27 protein-coding genes are annotated in these 23,285 nt (G+C 38.4%); 11 read left to right on the top strand and 16 right to left on the bottom strand.

Going from position 1 to position 23,285, the window contains the following annotated elements; translation table 11 throughout:
• Nucleotides 1-37: 37 nt before the first annotated feature.
• The 8 genes from HCX62_RS03645 to HCX62_RS03610 all read right to left on the bottom strand — a co-directional run bounded on the left by HCX62_RS03645 (nucleotide 38) and on the right by HCX62_RS03610 (nucleotide 6,539).
• A complete protein-coding gene (locus HCX62_RS03645) occupies nucleotides 38-463 on the bottom strand; it encodes a MarR family winged helix-turn-helix transcriptional regulator (protein ID WP_185637062.1) in 426 nt (141 codons plus the stop codon).
• Between the two features lie 108 nt (nucleotides 464-571).
• Nucleotides 572-2,140: a peptide chain release factor 3 gene (locus HCX62_RS03640; protein WP_185503751.1), complete on the bottom strand. Its 1,569-nt coding sequence runs from the start codon at nucleotides 2,138-2,140 to the stop codon at nucleotides 572-574.
• Between the two features lie 81 nt (nucleotides 2,141-2,221).
• A complete protein-coding gene (locus tag HCX62_RS03635; protein WP_185637061.1) occupies nucleotides 2,222-3,076 on the bottom strand; it encodes an ABC transporter permease in 855 nt (284 codons plus the stop codon).
• Nucleotides 3,069-3,980 carry an ABC transporter ATP-binding protein gene (locus HCX62_RS03630; protein WP_185637060.1) on the bottom strand — a complete coding sequence of 304 codons (912 nt, stop codon included), beginning with the start codon at nucleotides 3,978-3,980 and terminating at the stop codon, nucleotides 3,069-3,071. Before HCX62_RS03630 ends, HCX62_RS03635 begins: the two co-directional genes overlap by 8 nt.
• The gene (locus tag HCX62_RS03625; protein ID WP_185637059.1) at nucleotides 3,977-4,405 is read right to left on the bottom strand and encodes a DUF3021 family protein; all 429 of its coding nucleotides are present in this window, start codon (nucleotides 4,403-4,405) and stop codon (nucleotides 3,977-3,979) included. Before HCX62_RS03625 ends, HCX62_RS03630 begins: the two co-directional genes overlap by 4 nt.
• Nucleotides 4,402-4,857, bottom strand: a complete 456-nt coding sequence (locus tag HCX62_RS03620; RefSeq protein ID WP_185637058.1) for a LytTR family DNA-binding domain-containing protein — start codon at nucleotides 4,855-4,857, stop codon at nucleotides 4,402-4,404. The genes HCX62_RS03625 and HCX62_RS03620 overlap by 4 nt, the downstream gene beginning before the upstream one ends.
• Before the next feature lie 140 nt (nucleotides 4,858-4,997).
• Nucleotides 4,998-5,474: a glutathione peroxidase gene (locus tag HCX62_RS03615; protein ID WP_185637057.1), complete on the bottom strand. Its 477-nt coding sequence runs from the start codon at nucleotides 5,472-5,474 to the stop codon at nucleotides 4,998-5,000.
• A 12-nt stretch (nucleotides 5,475-5,486) separates the two neighbouring features.
• Complete coding sequence (locus HCX62_RS03610; protein WP_185637056.1) at nucleotides 5,487-6,539, bottom strand: M42 family metallopeptidase; 1,053 nt, start codon at nucleotides 6,537-6,539, stop codon at nucleotides 5,487-5,489.
• Nucleotides 6,540-6,678: 139 nt separating this feature from the next.
• Between HCX62_RS03610 and HCX62_RS03605 the strand changes: the two genes are divergently transcribed.
• Nucleotides 6,679-8,154 (top strand): LM6179_1298 family efflux MFS transporter, encoded by a 1,476-nt coding sequence (locus tag HCX62_RS03605; protein ID WP_185637055.1) that lies wholly within the window; start codon nucleotides 6,679-6,681, stop codon nucleotides 8,152-8,154.
• A gap of 35 nt (nucleotides 8,155-8,189) precedes the next feature.
• Here HCX62_RS03605 and lieB read toward each other — a convergent pair whose 3' ends face one another.
• The 3 genes from lieB to HCX62_RS03590 all read right to left on the bottom strand — a co-directional run bounded on the left by lieB (nucleotide 8,190) and on the right by HCX62_RS03590 (nucleotide 10,911).
• Complete coding sequence (gene lieB, locus HCX62_RS03600; RefSeq protein ID WP_185637054.1) at nucleotides 8,190-8,942, bottom strand: multidrug efflux ABC transporter permease LieB; 753 nt, start codon at nucleotides 8,940-8,942, stop codon at nucleotides 8,190-8,192.
• Nucleotides 8,939-9,703 (bottom strand): ABC transporter ATP-binding protein, encoded by a 765-nt coding sequence (locus HCX62_RS03595; RefSeq protein ID WP_185637053.1) that lies wholly within the window; start codon nucleotides 9,701-9,703, stop codon nucleotides 8,939-8,941. Before HCX62_RS03595 ends, lieB begins: the two co-directional genes overlap by 4 nt.
• A 188-nt stretch (nucleotides 9,704-9,891) precedes the next feature.
• Entirely contained in the window at nucleotides 9,892-10,911 is a 1,020-nt protein-coding gene (locus HCX62_RS03590; protein WP_185637052.1) for a branched-chain amino acid aminotransferase, read from the bottom strand.
• A gap of 216 nt (nucleotides 10,912-11,127) precedes the next feature.
• Between HCX62_RS03590 and HCX62_RS03585 the strand changes: the two genes are divergently transcribed.
• Nucleotides 11,128-11,877 (top strand): alpha/beta hydrolase, encoded by a 750-nt coding sequence (locus HCX62_RS03585; protein ID WP_185637051.1) that lies wholly within the window; start codon nucleotides 11,128-11,130, stop codon nucleotides 11,875-11,877.
• Between the two features lie 17 nt (nucleotides 11,878-11,894).
• Nucleotides 11,895-12,326 (top strand): GNAT family N-acetyltransferase, encoded by a 432-nt coding sequence (locus HCX62_RS03580; protein WP_185637050.1) that lies wholly within the window; start codon nucleotides 11,895-11,897, stop codon nucleotides 12,324-12,326.
• A 37-nt stretch (nucleotides 12,327-12,363) separates the two neighbouring features.
• Here the strand turns inward: HCX62_RS03580 and rpiA are convergent, their stop codons facing one another.
• Nucleotides 12,364-13,038, bottom strand: coding sequence for a ribose-5-phosphate isomerase RpiA (gene rpiA / locus HCX62_RS03575; protein WP_185637049.1), 675 nt, complete (start codon nucleotides 13,036-13,038; stop codon nucleotides 12,364-12,366).
• Between the two features lie 208 nt (nucleotides 13,039-13,246).
• On the opposite strand from rpiA, the gene HCX62_RS03570 reads away from it, so the two are divergent.
• Genes HCX62_RS03570 through dltD form a run of 5 tightly spaced genes read left to right on the top strand, consistent with a single transcriptional unit; the run spans nucleotide 13,247 to nucleotide 17,679 of the window.
• Nucleotides 13,247-13,393 carry a teichoic acid D-Ala incorporation-associated protein DltX gene (locus HCX62_RS03570; RefSeq protein WP_008947356.1) on the top strand — a complete coding sequence of 49 codons (147 nt, stop codon included), beginning with the start codon at nucleotides 13,247-13,249 and terminating at the stop codon, nucleotides 13,391-13,393.
• Between the two features lie 36 nt (nucleotides 13,394-13,429).
• Nucleotides 13,430-14,962 carry a D-alanine--poly(phosphoribitol) ligase subunit DltA gene (dltA, locus tag HCX62_RS03565; protein WP_185638015.1) on the top strand — a complete coding sequence of 511 codons (1,533 nt, stop codon included), beginning with the start codon at nucleotides 13,430-13,432 and terminating at the stop codon, nucleotides 14,960-14,962.
• Nucleotides 14,959-16,143 (top strand): D-alanyl-lipoteichoic acid biosynthesis protein DltB, encoded by a 1,185-nt coding sequence (dltB, locus tag HCX62_RS03560; RefSeq protein ID WP_185502521.1) that lies wholly within the window; start codon nucleotides 14,959-14,961, stop codon nucleotides 16,141-16,143. The genes dltA and dltB overlap by 4 nt, the downstream gene beginning before the upstream one ends.
• 25 nt (nucleotides 16,144-16,168) lie before the next feature.
• A complete protein-coding gene (dltC, locus tag HCX62_RS03555) occupies nucleotides 16,169-16,405 on the top strand; it encodes a D-alanine--poly(phosphoribitol) ligase subunit DltC (protein ID WP_003722794.1) in 237 nt (78 codons plus the stop codon).
• Nucleotides 16,405-17,679 carry a D-alanyl-lipoteichoic acid biosynthesis protein DltD gene (dltD, locus tag HCX62_RS03550; RefSeq protein ID WP_185637048.1) on the top strand — a complete coding sequence of 425 codons (1,275 nt, stop codon included), beginning with the start codon at nucleotides 16,405-16,407 and terminating at the stop codon, nucleotides 17,677-17,679. Before dltC ends, dltD begins: the two co-directional genes overlap by 1 nt.
• Before the next feature lie 25 nt (nucleotides 17,680-17,704).
• Here the strand turns inward: dltD and fabI are convergent, their stop codons facing one another.
• The 4 genes from fabI to yjbM all read right to left on the bottom strand — a co-directional run bounded on the left by fabI (nucleotide 17,705) and on the right by yjbM (nucleotide 20,974).
• Nucleotides 17,705-18,493: an enoyl-ACP reductase FabI gene (gene fabI / locus HCX62_RS03545; RefSeq protein WP_185575589.1), complete on the bottom strand. Its 789-nt coding sequence runs from the start codon at nucleotides 18,491-18,493 to the stop codon at nucleotides 17,705-17,707.
• Between the two features lie 77 nt (nucleotides 18,494-18,570).
• Nucleotides 18,571-19,461 carry an RluA family pseudouridine synthase gene (locus tag HCX62_RS03540; RefSeq protein ID WP_185637047.1) on the bottom strand — a complete coding sequence of 297 codons (891 nt, stop codon included), beginning with the start codon at nucleotides 19,459-19,461 and terminating at the stop codon, nucleotides 18,571-18,573.
• Nucleotides 19,462-19,479: 18 nt separating this feature from the next.
• Nucleotides 19,480-20,274: an NAD kinase gene (locus HCX62_RS03535; RefSeq protein WP_185637046.1), complete on the bottom strand. Its 795-nt coding sequence runs from the start codon at nucleotides 20,272-20,274 to the stop codon at nucleotides 19,480-19,482.
• A 31-nt stretch (nucleotides 20,275-20,305) separates the two neighbouring features.
• Nucleotides 20,306-20,974 carry a GTP diphosphokinase gene (yjbM, locus tag HCX62_RS03530; protein ID WP_185637045.1) on the bottom strand — a complete coding sequence of 223 codons (669 nt, stop codon included), beginning with the start codon at nucleotides 20,972-20,974 and terminating at the stop codon, nucleotides 20,306-20,308.
• Nucleotides 20,975-21,132: 158 nt separating this feature from the next.
• On the opposite strand from yjbM, the gene HCX62_RS03525 reads away from it, so the two are divergent.
• The 3 genes from HCX62_RS03525 to yjbH all read left to right on the top strand — a co-directional run bounded on the left by HCX62_RS03525 (nucleotide 21,133) and on the right by yjbH (nucleotide 23,256).
• Nucleotides 21,133-21,600, top strand: coding sequence for a tetratricopeptide repeat protein (locus tag HCX62_RS03525; RefSeq protein ID WP_185637044.1), 468 nt, complete (start codon nucleotides 21,133-21,135; stop codon nucleotides 21,598-21,600).
• A 16-nt stretch (nucleotides 21,601-21,616) separates the two neighbouring features.
• Nucleotides 21,617-22,201 (top strand): CYTH domain-containing protein, encoded by a 585-nt coding sequence (locus tag HCX62_RS03520; RefSeq protein ID WP_185637043.1) that lies wholly within the window; start codon nucleotides 21,617-21,619, stop codon nucleotides 22,199-22,201.
• A gap of 236 nt (nucleotides 22,202-22,437) precedes the next feature.
• On the top strand, nucleotides 22,438-23,256 hold the full coding sequence (gene yjbH, locus HCX62_RS03515; protein ID WP_185637042.1) for a protease adaptor protein YjbH: 819 nt from the start codon (nucleotides 22,438-22,440) through the stop codon (nucleotides 23,254-23,256).
• Nucleotides 23,257-23,285: the final 29 nt, after the last annotated feature.

Below are 23,285 nucleotides of genomic sequence, written 5' to 3'. Positions count from 1 at the left end.
AAATTAGTTAGAATTCTAACTATATAGTTAAATTTTTTTATTCGGTATTATCGTCAATCTTGCTAAGTAAATCAATAAAAGTTTTATACTCATCAGCGGAAAGAATTTTCTTCGCTTTATCGTCTTCACGCGGAAAAGAAGCATTAAATTCGTCTACAATCTGCTTGCCCTCATCTGTTAAAGTGACTACTTTTTCTCTGCCATCTCGAAGGCTTGGCTTGCGCGAAATTAAGTTCTTTTTCTCGAGTCCTTGAATCAAGCTAGTAATACTTGCACCACGTGTTTGGAAGATTCGCTGAAGATCTTTTTGGATAATTTCATTCGCCGCATTATCATTTAAAAACCCTAACACTCTGGCTTGTTGTGTTGTCAGCCCAAATTGAGCTACTTTTGCGTCCATTTTTCGTTTGGATTTAATCATAATCGAACGAATTAACGTATCCATCGTCTTCTCTCTTCTCACGAGTATTCCTCCTTATTAATTAGAATTCTAACTAATTATAGCGCGTTTCGAAAAATTGTCAAGAAAAAAAAACAACCTATTTGCGAAAATACAAATAGGCTGCGTCTTTTATAGTAATGAAGTTAACTCGATATCTGGATTTTTATCATTAAACCAATTAATCGCGAATTCATTTTCGAATAAGAATAACGGCTGATCAAAACGGTCTTTCACTAGCATACTTCTAGCTGTGGATAGTTTTTCATCCGCATCTTCTTCTTTCACCCAACGAGCGATTTTTTTACCGATTGGCTCCATTCGGATTTCCGAATTATATTCGCCGCGCATTCTGTGTTCGAATACTTCAAATTGCAACTGACCAACAGCTCCAATGATGTATTCTTCTGTGCGCCACGTTTTAAATAATTGAATCGCACCTTCTTGCACGAGTTGCTCTACACCTTTATGGAAATGCTTTTGTTTCATAACATTTTTCGCATAAACGCGCATAAATAACTCTGGCGTAAACTGCGGAAGTTTTTCGAATTCGAGCTTTTTACTTCCATTAGTAATCGTATCGCCAATTTGGTAATTACCCGTGTCGTACAAGCCGATAATATCACCCGCTACAGCACGGTTAACGGTTTCCCGGTCATCTGCCATAAACTGCGTCGAGTTCGCAAGTTTCATACTTTTCCCTGTGCGCGTTAATGTAACGTTCATACCACGTTCAAATTCGCCCGAACAAATTCGAATGAAAGCAATCCGATCACGGTGAGCAGGGTTCATATTCGCTTGGATTTTGAAAATAAATCCAGAAAACTTCGGATTATCTGCTTCAATAACCCCTTCATTTGATTCATGGCTTGAAGGTGCTGGTGCAAAATCAACAAACGTACGTAAGAAAGTTTCTACGCCAAAGTTCGTTAAAGCACTCCCGAAAAATACCGGCGTTTGCTCACCTGCAATAATACGTTCGCGGCTAAAGTCATTGCCAGCCTCATCCAGTAGCATAATTTCTTCCAAAGCTTGATCGTAATAAAGTGATTTTTGAATAGCATGTGCTTCCTTCAAATCACCATCTTCGCCAAGTGGTAAGAAACGCTCATCTTCTTCTGAACGATATTGCTCAATTACACGATGATATCGATCATAAAGCCCAGCAAGCTCTTTCCCCATACCAATCGGCCAGTTCATTGGATACGATTCAATCCCTAGAACTTCTTCTAGTTCAGCAAGTAGTTCAAGAGGCATTTTCCCTTGACGGTCCATTTTATTAATAAAAGTAAAAATAGGAATTCCGCGCATTCGACAAACTTTGAATAGTTTTAACGTTTGGGCCTCGATCCCTTTCGCAGCATCGATAACCATGACTGCACTATCGACCGCCATTAGCGTCCGGTACGTATCTTCACTGAAATCCGAGTGTCCCGGTGTATCCAAAATATTAATTCTTGAACCATTATAATCAAACTGCATCACAGAACTCGTTACCGAGATACCACGTTGTTTTTCAATTTCCATCCAGTCACTTGTCGCAAACTTGCCAGATTTCTTTCCCTTTACAGTCCCAGCTGAACGGATAACGCCACCGAATAATAATAATTGCTCAGTAATCGTCGTTTTCCCAGCATCGGGGTGAGAAATAATCGCAAACGTTTTGCGTGAAGCAACTTCTTTTTGCAAATTTTGACTCATTGTTATTTTCCTCCTAGATTCATTCACATTCCATAAGTATAGCATAACTAGGAGAATTTCGGCTGTTTTTTTATTCAAAAATTATTTTGTTTGCCGTTTCATTAGGACGACAGATAAAACGCCAAACACGACTGCAAAGGCAATTAAAATAAGTAAACTTAGTCCCGTTGTTACTGTTTTATCGCCCCAATAAATCGTGATGCCAATCATTTCTTTCGTCGCATCCATCGCACTTGTATTTCCCGCGAAAACTTCTTGTAAAGGTTCTTTTGTCATGATTTCCCGGATAGTAGATGCGCCGTATGTGAAAGGAAAACATTTCATCACCGTTTGAACCGCAGCTGGAAGCGATCCGATTGGCAAATAAATTCCCGCTATAAACCCAATAACTGTTCCAACAATTGTCGAAACGGAACTAAAGGCACTAGCTTTCTTCACCAAACTAGCAATAAAAAACATGATACTACTACAACACAATACATTGAGCAAAATTATCCCGATTAAACTCAGCCAACTTTCAAGCGGTAAAAATGCTCCACCAGTCAACCAAATATACAATTCTCCTACAAAAAGGGTTATCACAGAAAGCACAAACGAAGCCACCAGCCCACTTACGATATAACTAGTAACAATCCGCCATCTGGAAGCCGGAGTTATCGCAAAACTTCTCGCAATGCTAACCTCTTCATCATGCACTTTTAAGGAAAAAACAGCTAATGAAACCGTCACTGGTGTGATTGACAAAATCCCAGCAATCACCCAAGTATTCACTAATTCTTGTATCCCCGTTGTTTGCCCAGAAGCCTGTTTGAACATCTCCTCCATATTGCTTCCTAGAAAAATCGCATACAACCCAATAATAATTAAAATCGTTAGTAACGACATAAATACAGCTGTTCTATCACGAAAATAGATTTTTAAATTACGACTAATCATTGGAATCCTCCTTAATCATCGAGATAAATGCATCATCAAGATTCCCTTTAATTACCTCAAACGAACTATAAAGTCCCGCCGCTTGGTTTAAAATAGCCAAAATTCCGATATCTTCCTTTATTACATCGACGCGCATCGTCCCCTTGCTCACCTTATATGGCAAATTTAGTTCCTCGATAATCGTTTGAAGTTCCACTAACTTCGGTTCATAAAAGAAAATTTTATCCACAGAAAAGCGACTTCTAATACTAGCCGGCGTACCTTCAGCAATGATTTTCCCTTTATGAATAACCGCCAACTGGTCCGCATCTTTCGCTTCTTCCAAATAATGCGTTGTCAAAAACACCGTCATTCCTAATTCTTCTCGCAAATAATCAATAATTTCCCAGACACTCACCCTCGTTTTCGGATCCAGTCCGGTTGTCGGCTCATCCAACAGTAAAATTTCCGGATCATGCATAATCGCTCTAGCAATTTCAGCCCGGCGCTTTTGTCCACCAGATAATTTCCCGAAACGCCGATTTAAAATATCCTCAATCCCCATAATTGACGAAACAAGCTTTAACCGTTCAGCAATTTCCACTTTGGTTTTCCCATATAAACTTGCGCGATTATATAAATTCTCACGCACCGTCAATAAATCATCCAACACATTATCTTGAAAAACCACCCCTAATTTCTGCCTAAAAGCTTTCCGATTTTTAAAGGTTAACTTTTCATCATCAATAAAAATTTCTCCGGAGGTTGGTTCGCTTTCTGTGCAAATCATGCTCAGTGTCGTCGATTTCCCCGCACCATTTTCGCCTAGAAAAGCAAACAACGATCCTTTCTCAACTTCTAAATTAATACCCTTGACTGCTTCAACTTTACCAAACGTTTTAACTACATTCGTCAGTTTTATCATTTTGTCTCCCTTTCTCGCATTTCTGCTAGTTTTTGATTAATTTCATTACTGAATTTCGCATCGCGGTAACTGAAAAAAGCGTGCATGACCAGGAACGTCACACAAATAAAGCCAAAAATAATCATAAATCCAGCAATTGTATCATACCAATCAAACAACCATCCCAGCCCTAAAATCGCCACACCAATAAAAAGGAAGAACGCAATCAGGCGGCTGTAAAAAGCTCGTTTCGTCTTTATCGAATGATTAAAAAGTAATTGCTGAATAAAAGTTGTCACGATACTAAAACCTAACATGATAAACACATCCCGAATCGCGACCACTTCCATTTGCCCAGTTGCGATATAAGAGCAAATCATCGTAATTATCGAGGCGGTGAAAATAATAGACATCGATTGAATAAATTGAATTAGCTTTTTACTCATTTACGCTTCCCTCCCATGTTTAATTTCTGCTTTAAGACTTTGGCATATTGTCTGGAAATAATCACTTTTTCTCTATTAAAAAGGTTAGCTTCAAATTTCCCGTTAAAACTTGGTGTAATTTTTTCAATCGCTTCGATATTTAAAATCATTGATTTCGAACATCTAAAAAACGAACTATCTTTGAATTTTTCTTCTAACTCATATAGTTTCCAATGAATTTCATAGACGTCTTCTTCCGTATAAACAAATATTTTATTTTCTACTGCTTCAAAATATAAAATCGCTTTTGGTTCTAGTAAATAGGTAGCGCCATCTTTTTTGACCGAAATCTTTTCTGTCGCCTCTTCTAGCTCCGCCACCATATTCGTAACTGCTTCCAGATCGTTCGGGTGGCAGTATATGTCCACTTCACCAATCGCTAAATCAGTATTTTGCTTCACATGGAATTTCATCTAGTTGCCTCCCTTTTTTTATTTTTATTATAAACGCTATACATAAAACTACAAGCTGATTTTAGTAACTTGCATTTTAAGCTAACTAAGATGCAAAAAAACTCGGTAGCGCGATTCATTCACTACCGAGTCTGGCTTATTTATTTTACTTTGGCAACTAGTGCTTCTACTTTGTCTTCAAAATCTTCCGGTTTCATTTTCGATGGGAAACGTTCGACCACTTCTCCATTTTCATCAATGAGGAATTTCGCAAAGTTCCATTCTACTTTTTTACCGCCAGTTTGTTCAGTTAAATATTTGTATAACGGGCTGGCGTCTTTGCCTTTTACTTTGATTTTAGAGAACATTTGGAAGGTCACACCATAATTCATTTGGCAAAATTCTAGGATTTCTTCGTCACTACCAGGATCTTGACGTAAAAACTGGTTACACGGGAAGCCAAGAATTTCAAAATTAGCTCCACCTAGTTTTTTATACATCTCTTCAAGTCCTTCTAGTTGAGGGGTTAAGCCACATTTGCTTGCCGTATTCACGATAAGCAAAACTTTACCTTTATAATCACTTAACGAAATTTCTTTGCCATTCATTGCTTTTTCAGAAAAATCATGGACATTCATACGGAATTCCTCCTATTTCAATATATTTGAAAATAAATATGCATAAACTAATTTTTCTGTGTGATAAAGTGAGTCGCGATGTGTGCGCTCGTATGCGTGGCTAGCATCAATGCCTGGACCAATCAAGCCGTGAACAATGTCATTACCAGCATTAATCGCGGCACTTGCATCAGATGCATAAAACGGATAAATATCCACTTTATAATCAATATTATTCTTTTTAGCAAGCTCAACTAAATGTTTGCGCAAACCAAGATGATACGGGCCACTTCCATCTTTTGCACAAATCGAAACAGTGTATTCATCAGATGTTTGTCCGTCTCCAAGCGCACCCATATCAACAGCTAGATACTCGACAGTTTCAACTGGAATATTGGAATTACCACCATAGCCAATTTCTTCATTATTAGAAATTAAGAAATGAGTAGTGTGCGGTAGCTCAAGTTTATTTGCATGAATATAATTGATTAGTTGCAGTAAAATCGCGACACTTGCTTTGTCATCGAGGTGGCGAGATTTGATATATTCGTCATTAATAATTTGGACACGTGGATCAAAAGAAACGAAATCGCCTACTTCAATTCCAAGTGCACGAACTTTGTCTGCGTCAAGCGCTTTTACATCTAAGCGAACTTCCATATTTTTGTCATTACGCTCAGCAGTTCCAGCATCTTTATACACATGGACGGAAGTTTGGTGCATCAAAATAGTTCCGCTATATAAATCTCCATCACTAGTTTCAATCGTACAATATTCGCCTTCAATTGCGTTAAAACGGTATCCACCAATTAATGTTAAAAGTAAGCGGCCATCTGCTTTGATTTCTTTGACCATTGCACCAAGCGTATCCACGTGAGCAGTCAACATGCGGTGTTTTGAGTCATCTTTCCCAGGAAGCGTTACAATCAATCCGCCTTTATTGTTTAAAGTATAAGGGATTTTTGAAGCATCCAAATCTTTTGCCAGTTTTTCAATAATTTTCCCTGTATTGCCTGTTGGGCTTGGGATAGATGTTAGTTCTTTAATTTTTTGCATCGTTTCCTTTGTATTTGGTTCGTATGTCAAAAAAATTCCTCCTTTAGTTCGCTTTCTTCTATTATATTATAGCGCTTATCTTGAAGGAGCGCATTTCTTAGGATTAATTTTTTCCCAAATTAGTCATTTTATATGCTATAATTCGGTAGACGAAAAGGGAGGGAATTTTTTGGAACAAACAAAAGTAAAGGCCGTTACCATCGCCGTATTTGTCGCAACATTTATGGCAGCTATTGAGGGTACCATCGTGAGTACTGCGATGCCAACGATTGTAAGTCAGTTGGACGGTATAGAGTTAATGAACTGGATTTTTTCTGTTTATTTACTAACATCAGCAGTAACAGTTCCGATTTACGGGAAACTGTCTGATTTGTATGGACGAAAAAATATCTTTGTAATTGCGACAATTATTTTTATCATTGGTTCATCGCTTTGTGGATTCGCACAAAATATGGAACAATTAATTATTTTTCGCGCGATTCAAGGTATTGGAGCAGGTGGGATTTTACCATCTACTATGACAATCATTGCAGACGTGTACCCATTTGAAAAACGTGCCAAAGTACTTGGCTTTATGGGTTCTGCTTGGGGTATCGCTGGCGTATTTGGACCACTTGTTGGTGGATTTTTAGTAGACCAACTTTCATGGCATTGGATTTTCTTTATCAATGTGCCTATTGGTCTTTTAACCATCTTGCTAATTTTGCTTTACTTACGCGAAAAAGTGGAACATGTAAAATTACCAATTGACTATCTCGGTGCCTCGCTCTTTACAGTGGCACTGCTTGGTTTATTATTTGCATTACAGCGAGCCGGTGAATCGCTCAACTGGACAGAACCGCTCGTCGTTATTCTTTTTGCCGTTTCGATTATATTATTTGTTGCTTTTTATTTTGTCGAAAAACGTGCAAAAGATCCGATTATGCCATTTGTATTATTTAAAAATCCCGTTGTTTTAATTGGGAACTTAATTGGCTTCTTGATTAGTGCCTTTTTAATTGGAATCAACGTTTATATTCCAATGTGGGCGCAAGGGATGCTTGGTCACGGAGCTACGATTGCCGGCTTCATGCTTGCACCGCTTTCAGTAACATGGATTGTTGGTTCATTTATTGGTGGAAGGCTTTTAATGACACTTGGAAATCGTCACACAGTCGGTATCGGCGTGTTGATTACAGCTGCAAGTGGACTAATTTTAGCTTTATTCCCCGCTTCCACAAATGACATCTTCTTCTATTTAAATAGTGCATTTATGGGATTTGGCTTTGGAATTATTTTTACTACTACTACGGTAACCGTTCAAGATGCTGTGCCACGATTCCAAACTGGGATTGCTACTGCATCTAACACGCTTTTCAGAACAGTTGGTCAAACAATTGGTGTCGCTGTATTTGGAACTATTTTCAACTCAATTCTTACTAGTGAGTTCCGTGCAGCTGCTGGCAGCGAAGTAAATCGTAGTAATTTAAACCAGCTAATTAGCCCGCAAACTTCTGGCAATGTGAGCGCAGACCTTGTTGAACCGCTTCGAGATATTTTATATAGCGGACTTCATATGGTTTTCTGGGTAATGTTCGCTTGCTGTATCGTTAGTTATTTAATCCATTTTATCTTACCGAAAAAACATATTTCCGGTGAAAATTAAAAAAAGGTTGGCTCTGCGGAGCCAACCTTTTTTGTTTATACCATTTTTTTATAAATCGTTACGGCAAAAATATAAGCTACAACGGTAATCCCTACACACCAAGCGAGCGCAATCCATATTTCATTTCCAATCGGCTCTGAATAAAGCAATGCGCGTATCGTGTTAACAATCGATGTCACTGGCTGATTTTCGGCAAAAACGCGCACTGCAGTTGGCATTGTATCCGTTGGGACAAAAGCCGAACTAATGAAAGGTAAAAATATTAGCGGATACGAAAAGGCACTCGCCCCATCAACCGATTTAGCTGTCAGACCAGGAATAACCGCGACCCATGTCAAAGCTAAAGTAAATAGCAACAAAATCCCCGCAACAGCAAGCCATTCCAAAATCCCCGCAGAGGAACGAAAACCAATAAGAAGCGCAACAAGAATAATGAGTACAATCGAAATCGCATTAGAAACGAGCGATGTCAACACATGTCCCCATAAAACGGAAGAGCGGCTAATCGGCATCGAATGAAACCGTTGGAATAACCCTTTTTGCACATCCGTAAATAATCGTACTGCCGTATAAGCAATCCCACTTGCTATCGCCATTAAAATAATACCCGGTAGTAAATAATCCACATAGTTATCCGTTCCCGTTTGAATTGCCCCACCAAGCACATACACAAACATTAACATAATCATAATTGGAATAATTGCCACGGTAATAATCGTATCTGGACTACGCAAAATGTGACGCATAGACCGACCAAATAATATACTTGTATCACGAATTGTCTTCATTTCACTTCCTCCTTCCCATTAATAATCGCAAGGAAAATTTCTTCCAAAGATGGTTGTTTTTCGACATATTCTACTTCAGCAGGCGGGAACAGTTTTTTAAGCTCATCCAATGTCCCATTTGCAATAATTGTTCCACCGTGGAGAATAGCGATTCGATCAGCGAGTTGCTCCGCTTCATCTAAATATTGCGTCGTTAGTAAAATAGTGGTGCCACCATCAGAAAGCGCCTTAATTGTTTTCCAAACTTCAATTCGTCCCTCAGGATCCAAGCCAGTTGTCGGTTCATCAAGAAAAATCACATCCGGAGAGCCAACCAGACTCATTGCAATATCCAGTCTCCTCGTCATCCCGCCTGAATAAGTGTCCGCACGTCGATCTGCTGCTTTTTCAAGTCCAAAACGCGCCAATAAGTCATTCGCAGTTTGCGCCGGGTCCTTCTCACCCCGCAGTTTAGCAATTAATACAATATTTTCTCGCCCTGTCAAAAGCCCATCCACTGCCGCAAATTGCCCTGTAAGACTAATATGTTCACGAACTTTCTCAGGTTGTTTTTTTACGTCAAAACTTGAGACAGCCGCATTTCCATTATCCGCTTTCAGAAGAGTTGCTAAAATTTGGATTATTGTCGTCTTGCCGGCCCCATTTGAACCAAGTAAGGCAAAAATTTCGCCACGCTTTACTTCCAAATCTACCCCTTTCAAGACTTCGGTTTTCTTAAATGCTTTTTCCAAACCAGTGGCTTTAATCATCACTTCTTTCATTTGAATACAACCTTCTTCCCAATTTTTATTATTAACCCCACTACTAAGTAACACGGGTATTCTGTATCACTTATTACTACTACATAGTAACACCGAGTTGCTATTATGTCAATAAAAAAGTCACTTCCAATTAAATATCGGAAATGACTTCTACAAAAAAACCGCCCGCTTAAACGGACGGCTTGTCATTATTTCACTTTATAAATCCAGCCTTCTGGAGCTTCTATATCTCCAAATTGAATGCCACAAAGTTCATCGAATAAACGTTTTGTTACTGGTCCTACTTCTGTTTCGCTATGGAATACATGGAACTCATCTTTCGTTTGAATTCCGCCAATTGGAGTAATAACCGCTGCTGTTCCACATGCTCCAGCTTCTTTAAACTCATCTAGCTTATCGATATACACATCGCCTTCCACTGCTTCTAAGCCTAGACGATGCTCTGCCAAATAAAGTAATGAATACTTCGTGATACTTGGCAAAATAGAAGGAGAATACGGTGTGATAAATTTATCATCATTTGTAATACCAAAGAAATTAGCAGAACCAACTTCTTCAATTTTTGTATGCGTAGCTGGATCTAAATAAATACAATCACCAAAATTACGATCTTTTGCAGCTTGACCTGGTAATAAACTTGCGGCATAGTTTCCGCCTACTTTTGCTGCACCAGTACCATTTGGAGCCGCACGGTCAAAATCAGATACGATAAAGTTTGTTGGCGCCATTCCACCTTTGAAATATGGTCCAACTGGTGAACAGAAAACAGAGAAAATATACTCTGGCGCTGCATGAACACCAATATTATCACCTACACCAATAACAAACGGACGTAAATAAAGAGTTGCACCAGTACCATATGGCGGCACAAATTCTTCATTCGCACGAACAACTTGCATCACTGCATCAATAAATTTTTCTGTAGGGATGTGCGGCATTAATAAACGCTCACAACTTTTTTGAATGCGCGCAGCATTACGATCTGGGCGGAAAAGATTAATCGAACCGTCCTTACAACGATATGCTTTCAAACCTTCAAAACATTGTTGTCCGTAGTGAAGTGCCGTCGAACCTTCGCTAATGTGTAGCGTATTGTCTTCTGTTAGCGCACCTTCGTCCCATTCTCCGTCTTTCCAATAAGAAATGTAACGCTTGTCCGTTTTAATATAGCTAAATCCTAAATTGCTCCAGTCAATATCTTTACTCATTCAAAATCCCCACTTTCTATCTTTAAACAGAATTATTGTATGTTTCAGTATAGCATAATAAATAGCATTATTGCAGTGAAGTCCCGCGAAAAAGAAAATTTTTTCTAATAATAGGCAAAATGTTCTTTCTTTTAACGTAATTCATGCTAAAATAGAGTAACTTTTCAAAAAACAATCATCTTAGAAGGAATGATTTCAAGAAAGGAGAGAATGAAAATGACAGCTCACAAAATGTTGGATGAGAAATTTTATAGTAAATCGCTAGGAGAGGAACTAGATTTAATTATTTGCTTACCACCTGATTTTTCGCCACTTTACAAATATCCGCTTTTTATTGTACAAGATGGAAAAGATTATTTTCAGTTTGGTAAACTTGCGCGCCACTCCGAAGAATTAGCGGTAGCCGAGCAGATTCAAAAAGCCATTTTCATTGGTATCCCTTACAAAACTGTCATGGATCGGCGCGAAAAATATCATCCCGATGGTAAACAAAACGACGCGTATATCCGGTTCTTAGCATTTGAACTTGTTCCTTATCTTGAAGAACGATTCCCTTCTTTCCAAATGCCAACGAGTAGATTCCTGATGGGTGACTCACTTGGAGCATCCGTTTCCTTAAAAGCAGCGCTACTATTTCCATTTACATTCGGCAACGTGATTCTACATTCACCATATGTGGATGACACAATCCTTACACTTGCCGAAAAAGCAGACCCTGCAAAAGTGAAAATCTTCCATATAATTGGCGACCAAGAAACCGCTGTCGAAACAACTGGAAATGAAGTGCTCGATTTCCTATCACCAAACAAATCATTAGAACAAATATTAACCGCTCGCGGATTTGATTATTATTTCCATGTATTTAACGGCGACCACCGCTGGAAGTACTGGCAGCCATTTATCAAAGATTCTTTGCAATTTATGCTTCCGGTCAATACATTTGATTTAGAAAGCATGCGCGCATAAGAAAGGACGGAAACAACTTGACCGTAAAGAAAGTAACAGATGAAATCGGCAAACAAGCCGCATTAAAAATTAGAAACGACGTATTTGTCGTCGAGCAACATGTCGATCCCGCACTAGAATGGGATGAATTTGATGAAATGGACTCCGTTGTCATGTTCGTTGACTACGCAGAAGACGGCACACCGCTTGCAACAGGTAGATTCCGTGTGGCAGATGATTACGGCAAGGTCGAACGCATTTGCACTCAAAAAATAGCTCGTGGTACTGGTAGCGGCCGTAGAATCATGGCGGCGATTGAATTAGAAGCCAAAACGCGCGGCTTAACTAAATTAAAATTAGGCGCACAAGTAACTGCCATTCCCTTCTATGAAAAGCTAGGCTACGAAACTTGCTCGGATATATTCCTCGATGCAGGCATTGAACACAAGGAAATGAAAAAAACAATATGATACGAAGATAGTTATTTCTTTTATATAGAAGAAATAACTATTTTTTTATGAGCTCAATTTCTCCGTTCGCTTTGCCGCAAATAATCATATCTACATAATCAAGAAATAAACCATGTTCCATGACACCTGGAATTTGCGCTAATTTTTCTTGCCACATTGCCGTATCCGTAAATGTTTGATTTACAATATCCAAAATATAGTTGCCATTGTTTGTCACATACACTACACCAGAAGATTGTTTCCGCAAGTTCGTTTCAATATCGTCTTTTTCCAGTTCGCGCTGAATTTGCTTCCAACCAAAAGGAATTACTTCGAGCGGCAGTGGAAATTCACCCAAGTTCCTTACAAGCTTCTCCTCGCTCACAACCCAAATATTTTTCAAACTCGCATTCGCAACCATTTTTTCACGTAAAAGTGCGCCTCCTCCACCTTTGATTCCCTGAAAGTCGGCATCAATTTCATCCGCACCATCAATTGTGACATCAATTTCTGTCACATCATTTAGCGATTTCAAAGGAATTCCTAGCTTTTCTGCTTGTTTCGCAGTTTCTTCCGAAGTGGCAACCCCAGTAATCTGTAAGCCTTTCGCGACCATGTCACCTAGTTTTTCAATCGTGTAATATACCGTACTTCCCGTCCCAAGCCCCACAATCATGCCATCTTTAATCCATTCACACGCTTTTTCTCCAGCAATTTTCTTTTGATTCATCATTTCTCCTCCTCCACGCTTAGCATTAAACCCTTGCTATATCTATAGTTTCATTATACTCGCCGACACTTTTAAGTTCAAAATATGTTTATTTTTCTAACCTTACAAAAATGTAATTAGACATTTAAAGACAGATGTATTACAGTAAGTAAGTATTAAACGTTTATTTTTAATATTTGTAACACAACTGAAATAATAAAGAGGTGGATTTATGAACAGAGTAAAACTATTTTTGCATCATCCAGCGACTATCTTTACTATGAAAACTGTTTTCTACTTAGCTATTCTGCTTGGATTGCTTTGGTTTTATGGTTTCAAAAACCCTGAAGGTGCGAAATTCATTTACAACGAATTCTAAAAAAGAAAGGACTGTTAAAAAATGGGAATATCAATTATGACAACGAGTATCATCGAAAGAATTGATGCATGGGCAGAAAAGACACCGGATTTCCCTTGCTACGAATATGCCGGCACACGTCTTTCTTACAAAGAACTAAAACGGCAGTCGGATGCATTTGGCTCTTTTCTACTAAAAAATCTAAATACTGACAAAGAAAAACCGATTATCGTCTATGGTCACATGTCTCCACTAATGCTAGTTGCATTTTTAGGCTCTATCAAATCAGGTCGAGCTTACGTACCAGTAGATGTTTCTATGCCAGTTGAACGTATAGAACAAATTAAAAAAGCGGCTGATCCTTCTATGTTTATTTGCACAGAAGAATTACCGAGCAACCTTACAATTACTGGTTGCCCCGTGCTATCACAAAATCAACTAATGGATGCTCTAGAAAAACATTTTGAAGAAGTACCAGATAAAACTGAATGTGTAAAAAATGATGATAACTACTATATTATTTACACATCGGGAAGTACTGGGAATCCAAAAGGCGTTCAAATCAGCCAAAACAACCTAGTAAGCTTTAGCAACTGGATTTTACAAGACTTTTCGTTAAGACAAGGATTACGCTTCTTAAACCAAGCGCCATTCTCGTTCGACTTGTCTGTGATGGATTTATATCCAAGCTTACTATCCGGTGGAACACTCGTACCACTTGATAAAACAATTACTGCGAACATGAAAGATCTATATCGTGAAATTCCTGCGCAAAACTTTGACGTATGGGTTTCCACTCCTTCTTTCGCAGACTTGTGTTTACTAGATGAAAACTTTAACCAAGAAAATAACCCTAGCTTGACTCGCTTCTTATTCTGCGGTGAAGTACTTGCTAAGAAAACAGCAACTGAATTACTTGACCGTTTCCCAGATGCAGTGATTTACAACACTTATGGCCCAACCGAAGCAACAGTTGCCGTAACACAAGTAAAAGTAACTCGTGAGCTTATCGATGCATATCCAAGTTTACCACTTGGCGTTATTAAACCAGATATGCGTTTACACATTGTAGACCAAGAAACTGGCGAAATTCTTCCAGATGGTGAAAAAGGAGAAATCATCCTAATCGGTGCAAGTGTTTCCAAAGGTTATTTAAATGAACCAGAAAAAACAGACCAAGTATTCTTTGATTATAAAGGCTACCAAGCTTATCATACTGGTGATTCCGGTATTATCAAAGACGGTTACCTATTCTTCCAAGGACGCCTAGATTTCCAAATTAAACTTCATGGTTATCGAATCGAGCTAGAAGATATTGAAAACAATCTTAAAAAAGTAAGTTACATCCAAAACTGCGCTATTATTCCTAAAATGAAAGACGAAAAGGTAGATATGTTGGTCGCTCAGGTCATCCCAACTGCCAACGACTTCGAAAAAGAATACCAGCTAAGTGCAGCTATCAAAAATGAACTCAAAGAATTTATGCCAGCCTACATGATTCCAAGAAAATGGATTTATAAGACAGAGTTCCCGTTAACGATGAATGGCAAAATTGACCGCAAAGCGCTTAACAGCGAGGTTAACAAGTGAGTTTACCATACGGTACAATCCTTTATTTTGGTGTACTTGTACTATTTTTAATTCCTATCATAGTAGCTGGTTTGTTAGGAAAAAGACTACCAATTTATAATGCTTTTGTAACACTTGTATTTTTATACTTTATGTTCTCTGCAAGCCCAGTCCAAGGAGCTACTTTTATCTTCTTCGTCTTCTGGCAACTTGCACTTGTACGACTTTACTTCCATTACAGGCAGGAGAAAAAGCTGAATCACGGTGGCGTATTCGTCATTGCAGTAGTTCTCTCCATCCTTCCACTTGTCATTTCTAAAGTTGTTCCAATTTTAGGTGACAATGTAACAATGGTTGGTTTCCTAGGAATTTCGTACCTAACATTTAAAGCAGCGCAAATGATTATTGAAATACGCGATAACTTAATTAAACAGTATAACGCGTGGGATTTTGTTAACTTCTTACTATTCTTCCCAACTATTTCATCCGGACCGATTGACCGGTTCCGTCGCTTTAAAAAAGACATTGATAATCCGCCTAGCAAAGAAGCTTATGTGGCGTTATTAAATCGAGGAATATTCCTTATCTTCCTCGGATTTCTCTACAAATTCATTATCGCTTACTTAGTAAACAAACATTTTGTTGTTCCACTAGACATCGCGATTACACACAATGTAGATACAACAAAGAGTTTAATTGGCTATATGTATGCTTATAGTATGTACTTATTCTTTGACTTCGCAGGTTATAGTGCCTTCGCAGTTGGTGTTAGTTACTTACTTGGCGTTCAAACACCGATGAACTTTAACAAACCATTTGCAGCGCGAAATATTAAAGAGTTCTGGAATCGTTGGCACATGACGCTTTCATTCTGGTTCCGTGATTATGTATTTATGCGTTTCGTATTATGGGTAACAAAAAAGAAATGGTTTAAAAGCAAGTTCACTGTTGCCTACCTAGCTTACTTCGTTAACTTTTTCATCATGGGTGTATGGCACGGACTTCACTGGTATTACATCGTTTATGGTCTATATCAAGCAACACTAATTGTCGGATTTGACCTAATCGAACGTTTCAACAAGAAACACAAATTCTATCCAAAAAACAAAATAACTTATGTAATCGGCGTTATCATTACATTCCAATTTGTTTGTTTCGGATTCCTGATTTTCTCAGGTATTTTAGATAAAATTAATTTTTAAAACTAACTAAAGGTGGTAATTTAAAATGGCTTTTCGCGAAAACGTATTAGAGATCTTAGAAGAAATTACAGAAACTGATGAAGTAGTACAAAATACAAACATCAAATTATTTGATGAAGGTTTGCTTGATTCTATGGCTACTGTTCAACTATTAATCGAAATTGAAGAAAAACTAGATATTACTGTTCCCGTTTCCGAATTTGACCGCGACGAATGGGCTACTCCTGAAATGATCATTACTCAACTTGAGGCGCTAAAATAATGAAAAAAAAGCTGTGGATGACATTTGGGCCTTTAATGGTCGCATTCGCGGTTTTCCTTTTCGTTCTATTCGGACCTAGCAGCTTGTTCTCTCACGTTTCTTCCAAAACGGTAGAGGATAGCGCTACGTCTATGAACGAATACGTCATCCAAGGCTTAGACATCCAGAAAGAAGCTTTAAAAGAAGGAAACTATTTACCTATTTATGGTTCATCAGAGCTTTCTCGTGTCGATTCATTTCATCCTAGCGTAGTATCAAAAAAATATGATCAGGGCTATACACCATTCTTACTTGGTCGTCCTGGTACACAATCATTAAGTCATTTCTTAGATGTAAATGCACTTGGTGACGATTTAAAAGGCAAAAAAGTAGCGGTAATCTTATCTCCGCAATGGTTCCAACCAAAAGGCGTTTCCGATCCATCATTTGGCGCTAACTTCTCTCCTCTTCATGCTTACAAATTTGCACTTGAAGATACGAAAAATACGCCTGAACGTCGGTACGCTGCAAAACGCTTACTTACTTTCCAAGTGGTTCAAAGCGACTCTACTTTAAAGAAATTACTTGAAAACATTGTCGCAAAAGGGCCTAAAAAACCGCATGATCCAAAACTTCTAAAAATTACTGGAAATATCGAACTGAAAATTTTAGAACGTAAAGACGATTTAGAATCAAAATCTGTCTCTGGTTCTAAACAAGATCGCGTAGATGAGGGCCTAAAAGCTCTTCCAGATAATTTAGATTACAAACAACTTGATGATTTAGCGAAAGAAACTGGTGAGAAAAGTATTGGTAATAACCCATTCCAAGTGAAAGAAAAGTATTATCAGAAAAAAATCAAACCAATTGAAGGTGAACTAAAAGATAGTCGTAAAGATTTACGTTATGACCAATCTCCAGAATTTGCTGATTTGCAACTACTTATGGATGCATTCAAAAAAGCTGGCGCAGATGTCATCTTCATTAATCCTCCTATCAACGGAAAATGGATTGATTACATTGGTATGAACAAACAAGGATTAGACGGTTATTACGCTAAAACAAAACAACAAATCGAGAGCCAAGGCTTCCGCTATTACTCTCTAGAAGAATATCAAAATGAAGCGTTCTTCTTAGAAGATCCGATTCATTTAAGCTGGCGCGGTTGGGTTAAAATCGACCAAGCATTAGCTGATTTCGTTAAAGAACCGGTCCAAACAAACTATAAACCAACACCAAAAGATTATTACTTTAAAGAACATCCAGAAGACGGACCAAAAAAAGACCAGAAGTAGTTTAAAACTACTTCTGGTTTTTTCTTTAGAATCCAATAATATGATAACCGCTATCCACGTGAATAACTTCGCCTGTAACGCCTCGAGATAAGTTACTGAATAAGTAGTAAGCTGTATCGCCAACTTCTTCCGCTTGTGTTGCACGTTTTAGTGGGGCTTTTTCTTCTATTAGTGAAATAGAGTCAGAGAAGCCGCTAACACCACGAGCAGATACCGTTCTGATTGGTCCAGCTGAAATAGCATTTACACGTACACCAATCGCTCCAAGGTCCATAGCAAGGTATTTAACGCTTGCATCAAGAGAAGCTTTAGCAACACCCATAATGTTATAGTTTTCTACTACACGTTCCCCACCAAGGTAAGTTAGTGTTAATAGGCTTGCATCTTCTGTTAACATTTCTAAGTGTTTTAACGCACGAGCAACTGCTGTAAACGAATAAGCACTAATTTCATGAGCTTGTAAGAAGCTTTTACGATCTACTTCTAAATAATCCCCAGTTAAAAAGTCTTTGTTAGCAAAAGCAATACAGTGCGCTAAGCCACTAAGTTTACCAACTTTATTCTTAATTGTTTCAAATGTTTCCGTAATCGCTTCTTCACTTGATACATCACAAGCTAAAATAAGCGGATTTTGATTTTCTTCGTTTAATGAAGGTACTAATTCTGTAATGCTTTTTTTCGCACGATCATCGGCGTATGTAAATACAAGTTTCGCGCCAGCTTCATTTAGTGAACGAGCGATTGCCCAAGCGATACTACGCTTATTAGCTACTCCCATTACAACATATGTTTTTCCCTCTAATGATAAATTCATGTTCTTTCCTCCTAAAATTGATGCGATTTGTTCGCTTCTTCCATTTTACATGACCAAATAGCTTTTTAAAACACTTATTACTCCGATTTTCGAATTATCTCTTCCATATCCGCTGGTAAAGGCAAATCAAACGCCATATATTCTTCTGTCAAAGGATGGACTAAATGCAGATGACATGAGTGTAGTGCTTGTCTTTGCAACAAAGTAGTATCTCCCCCGTACATATCATCGCCAATAAGCGGATGTCCAATATAAGAGAAATGAACACGGATTTGATGCGTCCGTCCTGTTTCAAGTTGAATGGCTACGTGATCAAACGCTCTGTAACGCGCGAGAACCGCGTAATTTGTTTTAGCATATTTTCCCTCAGGAGTAACAAAACGTTCCATTATGCTTACTTCTTTGCGCCCTATTGGTGCTTCAATCGAACCCTCTTGCTCTGCTAAAACGCCACCCGTAAAAGCTTGATATCTTCGTTTTAACAATCCTTGCTGTAAAAAGGTGCTTAGTCTAGCGTGCGCAAACCTATTTTTAGCGATTAGCATTAGTCCTGAAGTTTCACGATCAAGCCTAGTTACAATATGAATGGCACTCGTAAGCCCTTGCGCCTCATAATGCCCTTTGACAAAGTTTGCGACCGATCCATGTGGATGATACTGCGATGGAATCGATGCCATTCCGGCCGGTTTGTTAATAATTAATAGAAAATCATCTTCAAAAACTATCTCCAACTCGGTGTGCTCAGCAAGCAAACGTTCATTTTGTTGCTCTGTTGGAAACGTTAGTCTAACCTGATCACCACTTTTGATGTGATAAAGTACATTTTGTTCTTCATTATTTACTTCAATTTTCCCATCTGCACTAAATTTCACAGCGGTTAATAATTGTTTAGAAATATGCTTGCTCTTCAAAAAAGTCCGAAGTAGCAGACCGTTTTCTTCTATTTCTACTGTCCATTCTAAAAACACATGCTTCCTCCTGCTAGCTTAATCTTCAATAAATGAATCGTGTACGCGACGCCAAAACGGAAATGATCTAAATCTGGCAAAATGAACTTTTTTGGCAGATACTTCATAACGGATTTCTTGTACTTCACGATGCAAAATGCTTAAATGATCCACCGAAATCTGGAAGTCCTTATCATTGACCGGCTGCAAACTAACGACATGATGCTTTGGAAAAACAAGCGGGCTACCAATTGTCCGGTAAACACGATTATTAATCGACGCCATCTCCGTTAACTGCATTGCTTCAATCGATGGATGCATCAGCGCCCCACCCAGTGATTTATTGTATGCCGTTGTGCCACTAGGCGTTGACATACAAAGTCCATCACCACGAAATCGTTCAAAATGAATATCATTAATCACTACATCAACCACAAAAGGCCCTCCTGAACTTTTCACGGTTGATTCATTTAGCGCTAAATATGTCGCTTCTTTTTTACCAATACCATATTTTACTGTCGTTTTAAGAAGAGGATAGGAAACTTTCTGATATTCCCCTTTTGCTAAAAGTTTAACTAATTTCTCTGCCTCTGCTGGTCTCCAGTCTGCATAAAAACCAAGATGCCCAGTATGAATCCCAATAAAGGCAATCTCATCCAAGCGCTCTTCATATTGATGAAACGCAGACAGGAAAGTCCCATCTCCGCCAATAGAAATAACAATTTCAGGCTCTACATCATCATATTCCATGTCATATTCCCCAAAACCTGCGATCATATTCAGTCGCAGCAAATCAGACTTTTCGTCCCCTTTTGAAGTAATCATATATTTCATTATTTCTATTCGCCCCTATTCCTACAACTAATTACTTATTTTTCTTTGGCATCACTTGATGTACTGCTTTTTTGTCCTTTGATGCATCTTTGTTTTGTGAAAAATAGACTTGCGCTTCTTGGATTTCTTCGCGAATTTGCGACATTTCTTCGTCTAATTGGAAAGCCGCCTCCGCAGCACGTTTTAGTCGTTTATTGATTGCTTCTGGAAATTCACCTTGATACTTGTAGTTTACCGAATGCTCAATTGTTGCCCAGAAATTCATTGCTAACGTCCTAATTTGGATTTCCGCTAAAATTTTCTTTTCGCCTTGAATGGTTTCCACTGGGTATTCAATAACCATGTGATACGACCGATATCCACTGGGTTTCTTGTTCGTAATATAATCGCGTTCTTCTACAATCCGAAAATCATTTCGCTGCCTCAAAAGACGAACTACTACTTCAATGTCATCTACAAATTGACACATCATTCTGAGTCCCGCAATATCCTGCATTTCTTCTACTAAATGATCTAGCGCAATATGTTTTTGATTAGCCTTGTCTAATATGCTCGCAACCGGCTTCACTCGTCCTGTAACAAATTCAATTGGCGAATGATTATTTTCAAGCTCAAATTGTGAACGCATTCCTTTAAGTTTAATTTTAAGTTCTTCCACTGCCTGTTTGTAAGGCGCTAAAAAGTCTTCCCAATGATTCAAATCGCTCACCTCAAGTATATTCATGATTAAATTTATGCAACATCAGTTATATTTTAACACAAAAGCTGTTAATCCACCTTGCTTAAAGTAACCTTTTTTTCAATCCCATGGTAAAATAAAACCGAAGCATTAAAACGACAACAAAAAGGATGATTAAAATGATTCTTACTTTACTTCAAAACGGCGATTACGAAACAGCCCGCACTACAGCCCTTAGAGAACTAAAGAATAATCCCGAAAGTGCTGAACTTCATTATTTCGCTGCATGGGCTCATGATGCGCTCGGTAAAGAAGATGCAGCTATCCCTTTTTACGAGAAAGCACTCGCGCTAGGTCTTCCTGATGCCGATCGTAAAGAAGCTTACATCGGTCTCGGTAGCACCTACCGCATTACCGGTCAGCCCGAAAAAGCCAGCCTACTTTTCCAAAAAGCGTTACAAGAGTTTCCGGAAAACAACGCTTTACGGACTTTTTTCATCATGGCCAAGTATAACCAAGGCTTAGAGAAAGAAGCCTTACAAGAAGCCCTACTGCTACTAACAAACACAACGAACGACGAGAATATTTTAAGTTACAAAAAAGCGATTCAATTTTATGCGCAAGATTTAGATGCGACATTTCATTAAAAGGAGCTGAATTTTCATGGTAAAAGAACTAGAAATCGAATTCCGCAATTTATTAACTAAAGAAGAATACGATACCCTAACAGAAAGTTTCCGTGTTAAAGAAGAAGATTTTTTCGAGCAAACTAACTATTATATAGATACAGCTGATTTCGGCTTAAAAGAGCGCAATTCTGCACTCCGGATTCGTCAGTTAGAATCACAATATCAATTAACGCTTAAAACACCAGAAGCACGTGGCTTAATGGAAACGACACAAATCCTCGGCGCTGACCAAGCAACTGCCATTATCGCCGGAGCAAATATCCCCGTTGGCCCTGTTCGCGATACGTTAAAAGAAATCGGCATCCACCACGAAGATTTGCAAGTTTTCGGTTCACTAAAAACAATCCGAGCAGAGAAAGACTACAAAAAAGGTTTACTTGTGTTCGATAAGAATTTTTATGGTTCTATATCTGACTTCGACCTAGAGTATGAAGTGGCCGATTACGATAAAGGAAAAGAGATTTTCGACAAACTGCTCAAAGAATATCACATAACAAATCACCCCGCCGAAAATAAAGTAGCAAGATTTTATCATCACGTCTATGAAGATAATCAATAAAATATACGTATTTATCCTAAAATGACACAAATTCTTAAAAATTAGCGAATAAATATGTTAAGCCAATGACAATTATTTGTTAAATTTACATTACGCTGATAAAATAGATATGTAAGTTGCAAAACCAAATTTTGTATCAGCTTTTACTGAGCAGTGAATGGTTTCTTTTCACACTGGTACATTGAAATGAGTGTCTGCATAAAGATACTTAGAATTTGAAAATCAGGTGATAGCAAATGATTAACCAAAACTTATATTATCAGTCAGTAGCAAATGCCAAGCCCATCGAAATTTATCTATTTTTCGATCCAGCTTGTGATGACTGTTGGAATATTGAAGCGAACATGCTCCGCTTACAGATGGAGTACGGGAACTATTTTAAATTGCGCTATGTTCTGCATAATAATTTGCAGACATTTGTATGTAAACAAAAGCGCGCCGGAAATAGTAACCTAAGCTTAAAAGAACAACAAATAGGGGCGCACCTTTCCTATATTTCTTGTCTTGCAGTCAAAGCCGCTGAACTCCAAGGAAAAAAACAAGGCATTACATTCTTACGTAAGATTCAAGCAGCCTATTTCCTTGAAAACAAAGATATCGCTAGTGAGGAAGTACTCCATGATATCGCAGTTTCTACTGGCCTAGATCTTCCAGAATTCAAAAAAGATTTAGCTTCTACTGTTGCGAAACGCGCCTATATTGGCGACCAAAAAGTAGCACAAGAAATGGAAATTCGCGAAAATCCTACCGTAGTCTTTTTCAATAAAAATATAGAAGATGCCGGATTAAAACTAAGCGGACTTCATCGTTACGAAGTTTATGTGCACGTTTTATCTGAGCTTTTAAATGATTCCCCAGAACCAGAAGCACGCCCGCAAATGGAAGAATACTTAGCAAAAGTAAAAGTAACTTCTTCCGCTTCGATGGCAGAATTTTATGGTGTTTCTGAACAACAAATCGAGCGCCAAATGAAGAAATGGCGCCTCCAGCAAAAAGTAGAATTAATAGATGCTCCAGCTGGCAAGTCCCACTGGAAGTACATCGGCAACTTATAACAAAAAAGTAGCATCCTCTTCTAGAGGCT

The sequence above is a fragment of the Listeria swaminathanii genome (assembly GCF_014229645.1).
GTDB lineage: Bacteria > Bacillota > Bacilli > Lactobacillales > Listeriaceae > Listeria > Listeria swaminathanii.
The sequence above is the reverse complement of the archived record's forward strand: the minus strand, read 5'-3'. Positions and strand labels throughout refer to the sequence as shown.

Coding starts and splice junctions, on each gene's coding strand:
- HCX62_RS03640 (WP_185503751.1), bottom strand. CDS start 2,140: ATGAGTCAAAATTTGCAAAAAGAAGTTGCTTCACGCAAAACGTTTGCG.
- HCX62_RS03635 (WP_185637061.1), bottom strand. CDS start 3,076: ATGATTAGTCGTAATTTAAAAATCTATTTTCGTGATAGAACAGCTGTA.
- HCX62_RS03630 (WP_185637060.1), bottom strand. CDS start 3,980: ATGATAAAACTGACGAATGTAGTTAAAACGTTTGGTAAAGTTGAAGCA.
- HCX62_RS03625 (WP_185637059.1), bottom strand. CDS start 4,405: ATGAGTAAAAAGCTAATTCAATTTATTCAATCGATGTCTATTATTTTC.
- HCX62_RS03620 (WP_185637058.1), bottom strand. CDS start 4,857: ATGAAATTCCATGTGAAGCAAAATACTGATTTAGCGATTGGTGAAGTG.
- HCX62_RS03615 (WP_185637057.1), bottom strand. CDS start 5,474: ATGAATGTCCATGATTTTTCTGAAAAAGCAATGAATGGCAAAGAAATT.
- lieB (WP_185637054.1), bottom strand. CDS start 8,942: ATGAAGACAATTCGTGATACAAGTATATTATTTGGTCGGTCTATGCGT.
- HCX62_RS03595 (WP_185637053.1), bottom strand. CDS start 9,703: ATGAAAGAAGTGATGATTAAAGCCACTGGTTTGGAAAAAGCATTTAAG.
- HCX62_RS03590 (WP_185637052.1), bottom strand. CDS start 10,911: ATGAGTAAAGATATTGACTGGAGCAATTTAGGATTTAGCTATATTAAA.
- HCX62_RS03585 (WP_185637051.1), top strand. CDS start 11,128: ATGACAGCTCACAAAATGTTGGATGAGAAATTTTATAGTAAATCGCTA.
- rpiA (WP_185637049.1), bottom strand. CDS start 13,038: ATGATGAATCAAAAGAAAATTGCTGGAGAAAAAGCGTGTGAATGGATT.
- HCX62_RS03570 (WP_008947356.1), top strand. CDS start 13,247: ATGAACAGAGTAAAACTATTTTTGCATCATCCAGCGACTATCTTTACT.
- dltA (WP_185638015.1), top strand. CDS start 13,430: ATGACAACGAGTATCATCGAAAGAATTGATGCATGGGCAGAAAAGACA.
- dltC (WP_003722794.1), top strand. CDS start 16,169: ATGGCTTTTCGCGAAAACGTATTAGAGATCTTAGAAGAAATTACAGAA.
- dltD (WP_185637048.1), top strand. CDS start 16,405: ATGAAAAAAAAGCTGTGGATGACATTTGGGCCTTTAATGGTCGCATTC.
- fabI (WP_185575589.1), bottom strand. CDS start 18,493: ATGAATTTATCATTAGAGGGAAAAACATATGTTGTAATGGGAGTAGCT.
- HCX62_RS03535 (WP_185637046.1), bottom strand. CDS start 20,274: ATGAAATATATGATTACTTCAAAAGGGGACGAAAAGTCTGATTTGCTG.
- HCX62_RS03525 (WP_185637044.1), top strand. CDS start 21,133: ATGATTCTTACTTTACTTCAAAACGGCGATTACGAAACAGCCCGCACT.
- HCX62_RS03520 (WP_185637043.1), top strand. CDS start 21,617: ATGGTAAAAGAACTAGAAATCGAATTCCGCAATTTATTAACTAAAGAA.
- yjbH (WP_185637042.1), top strand. CDS start 22,438: ATGATTAACCAAAACTTATATTATCAGTCAGTAGCAAATGCCAAGCCC.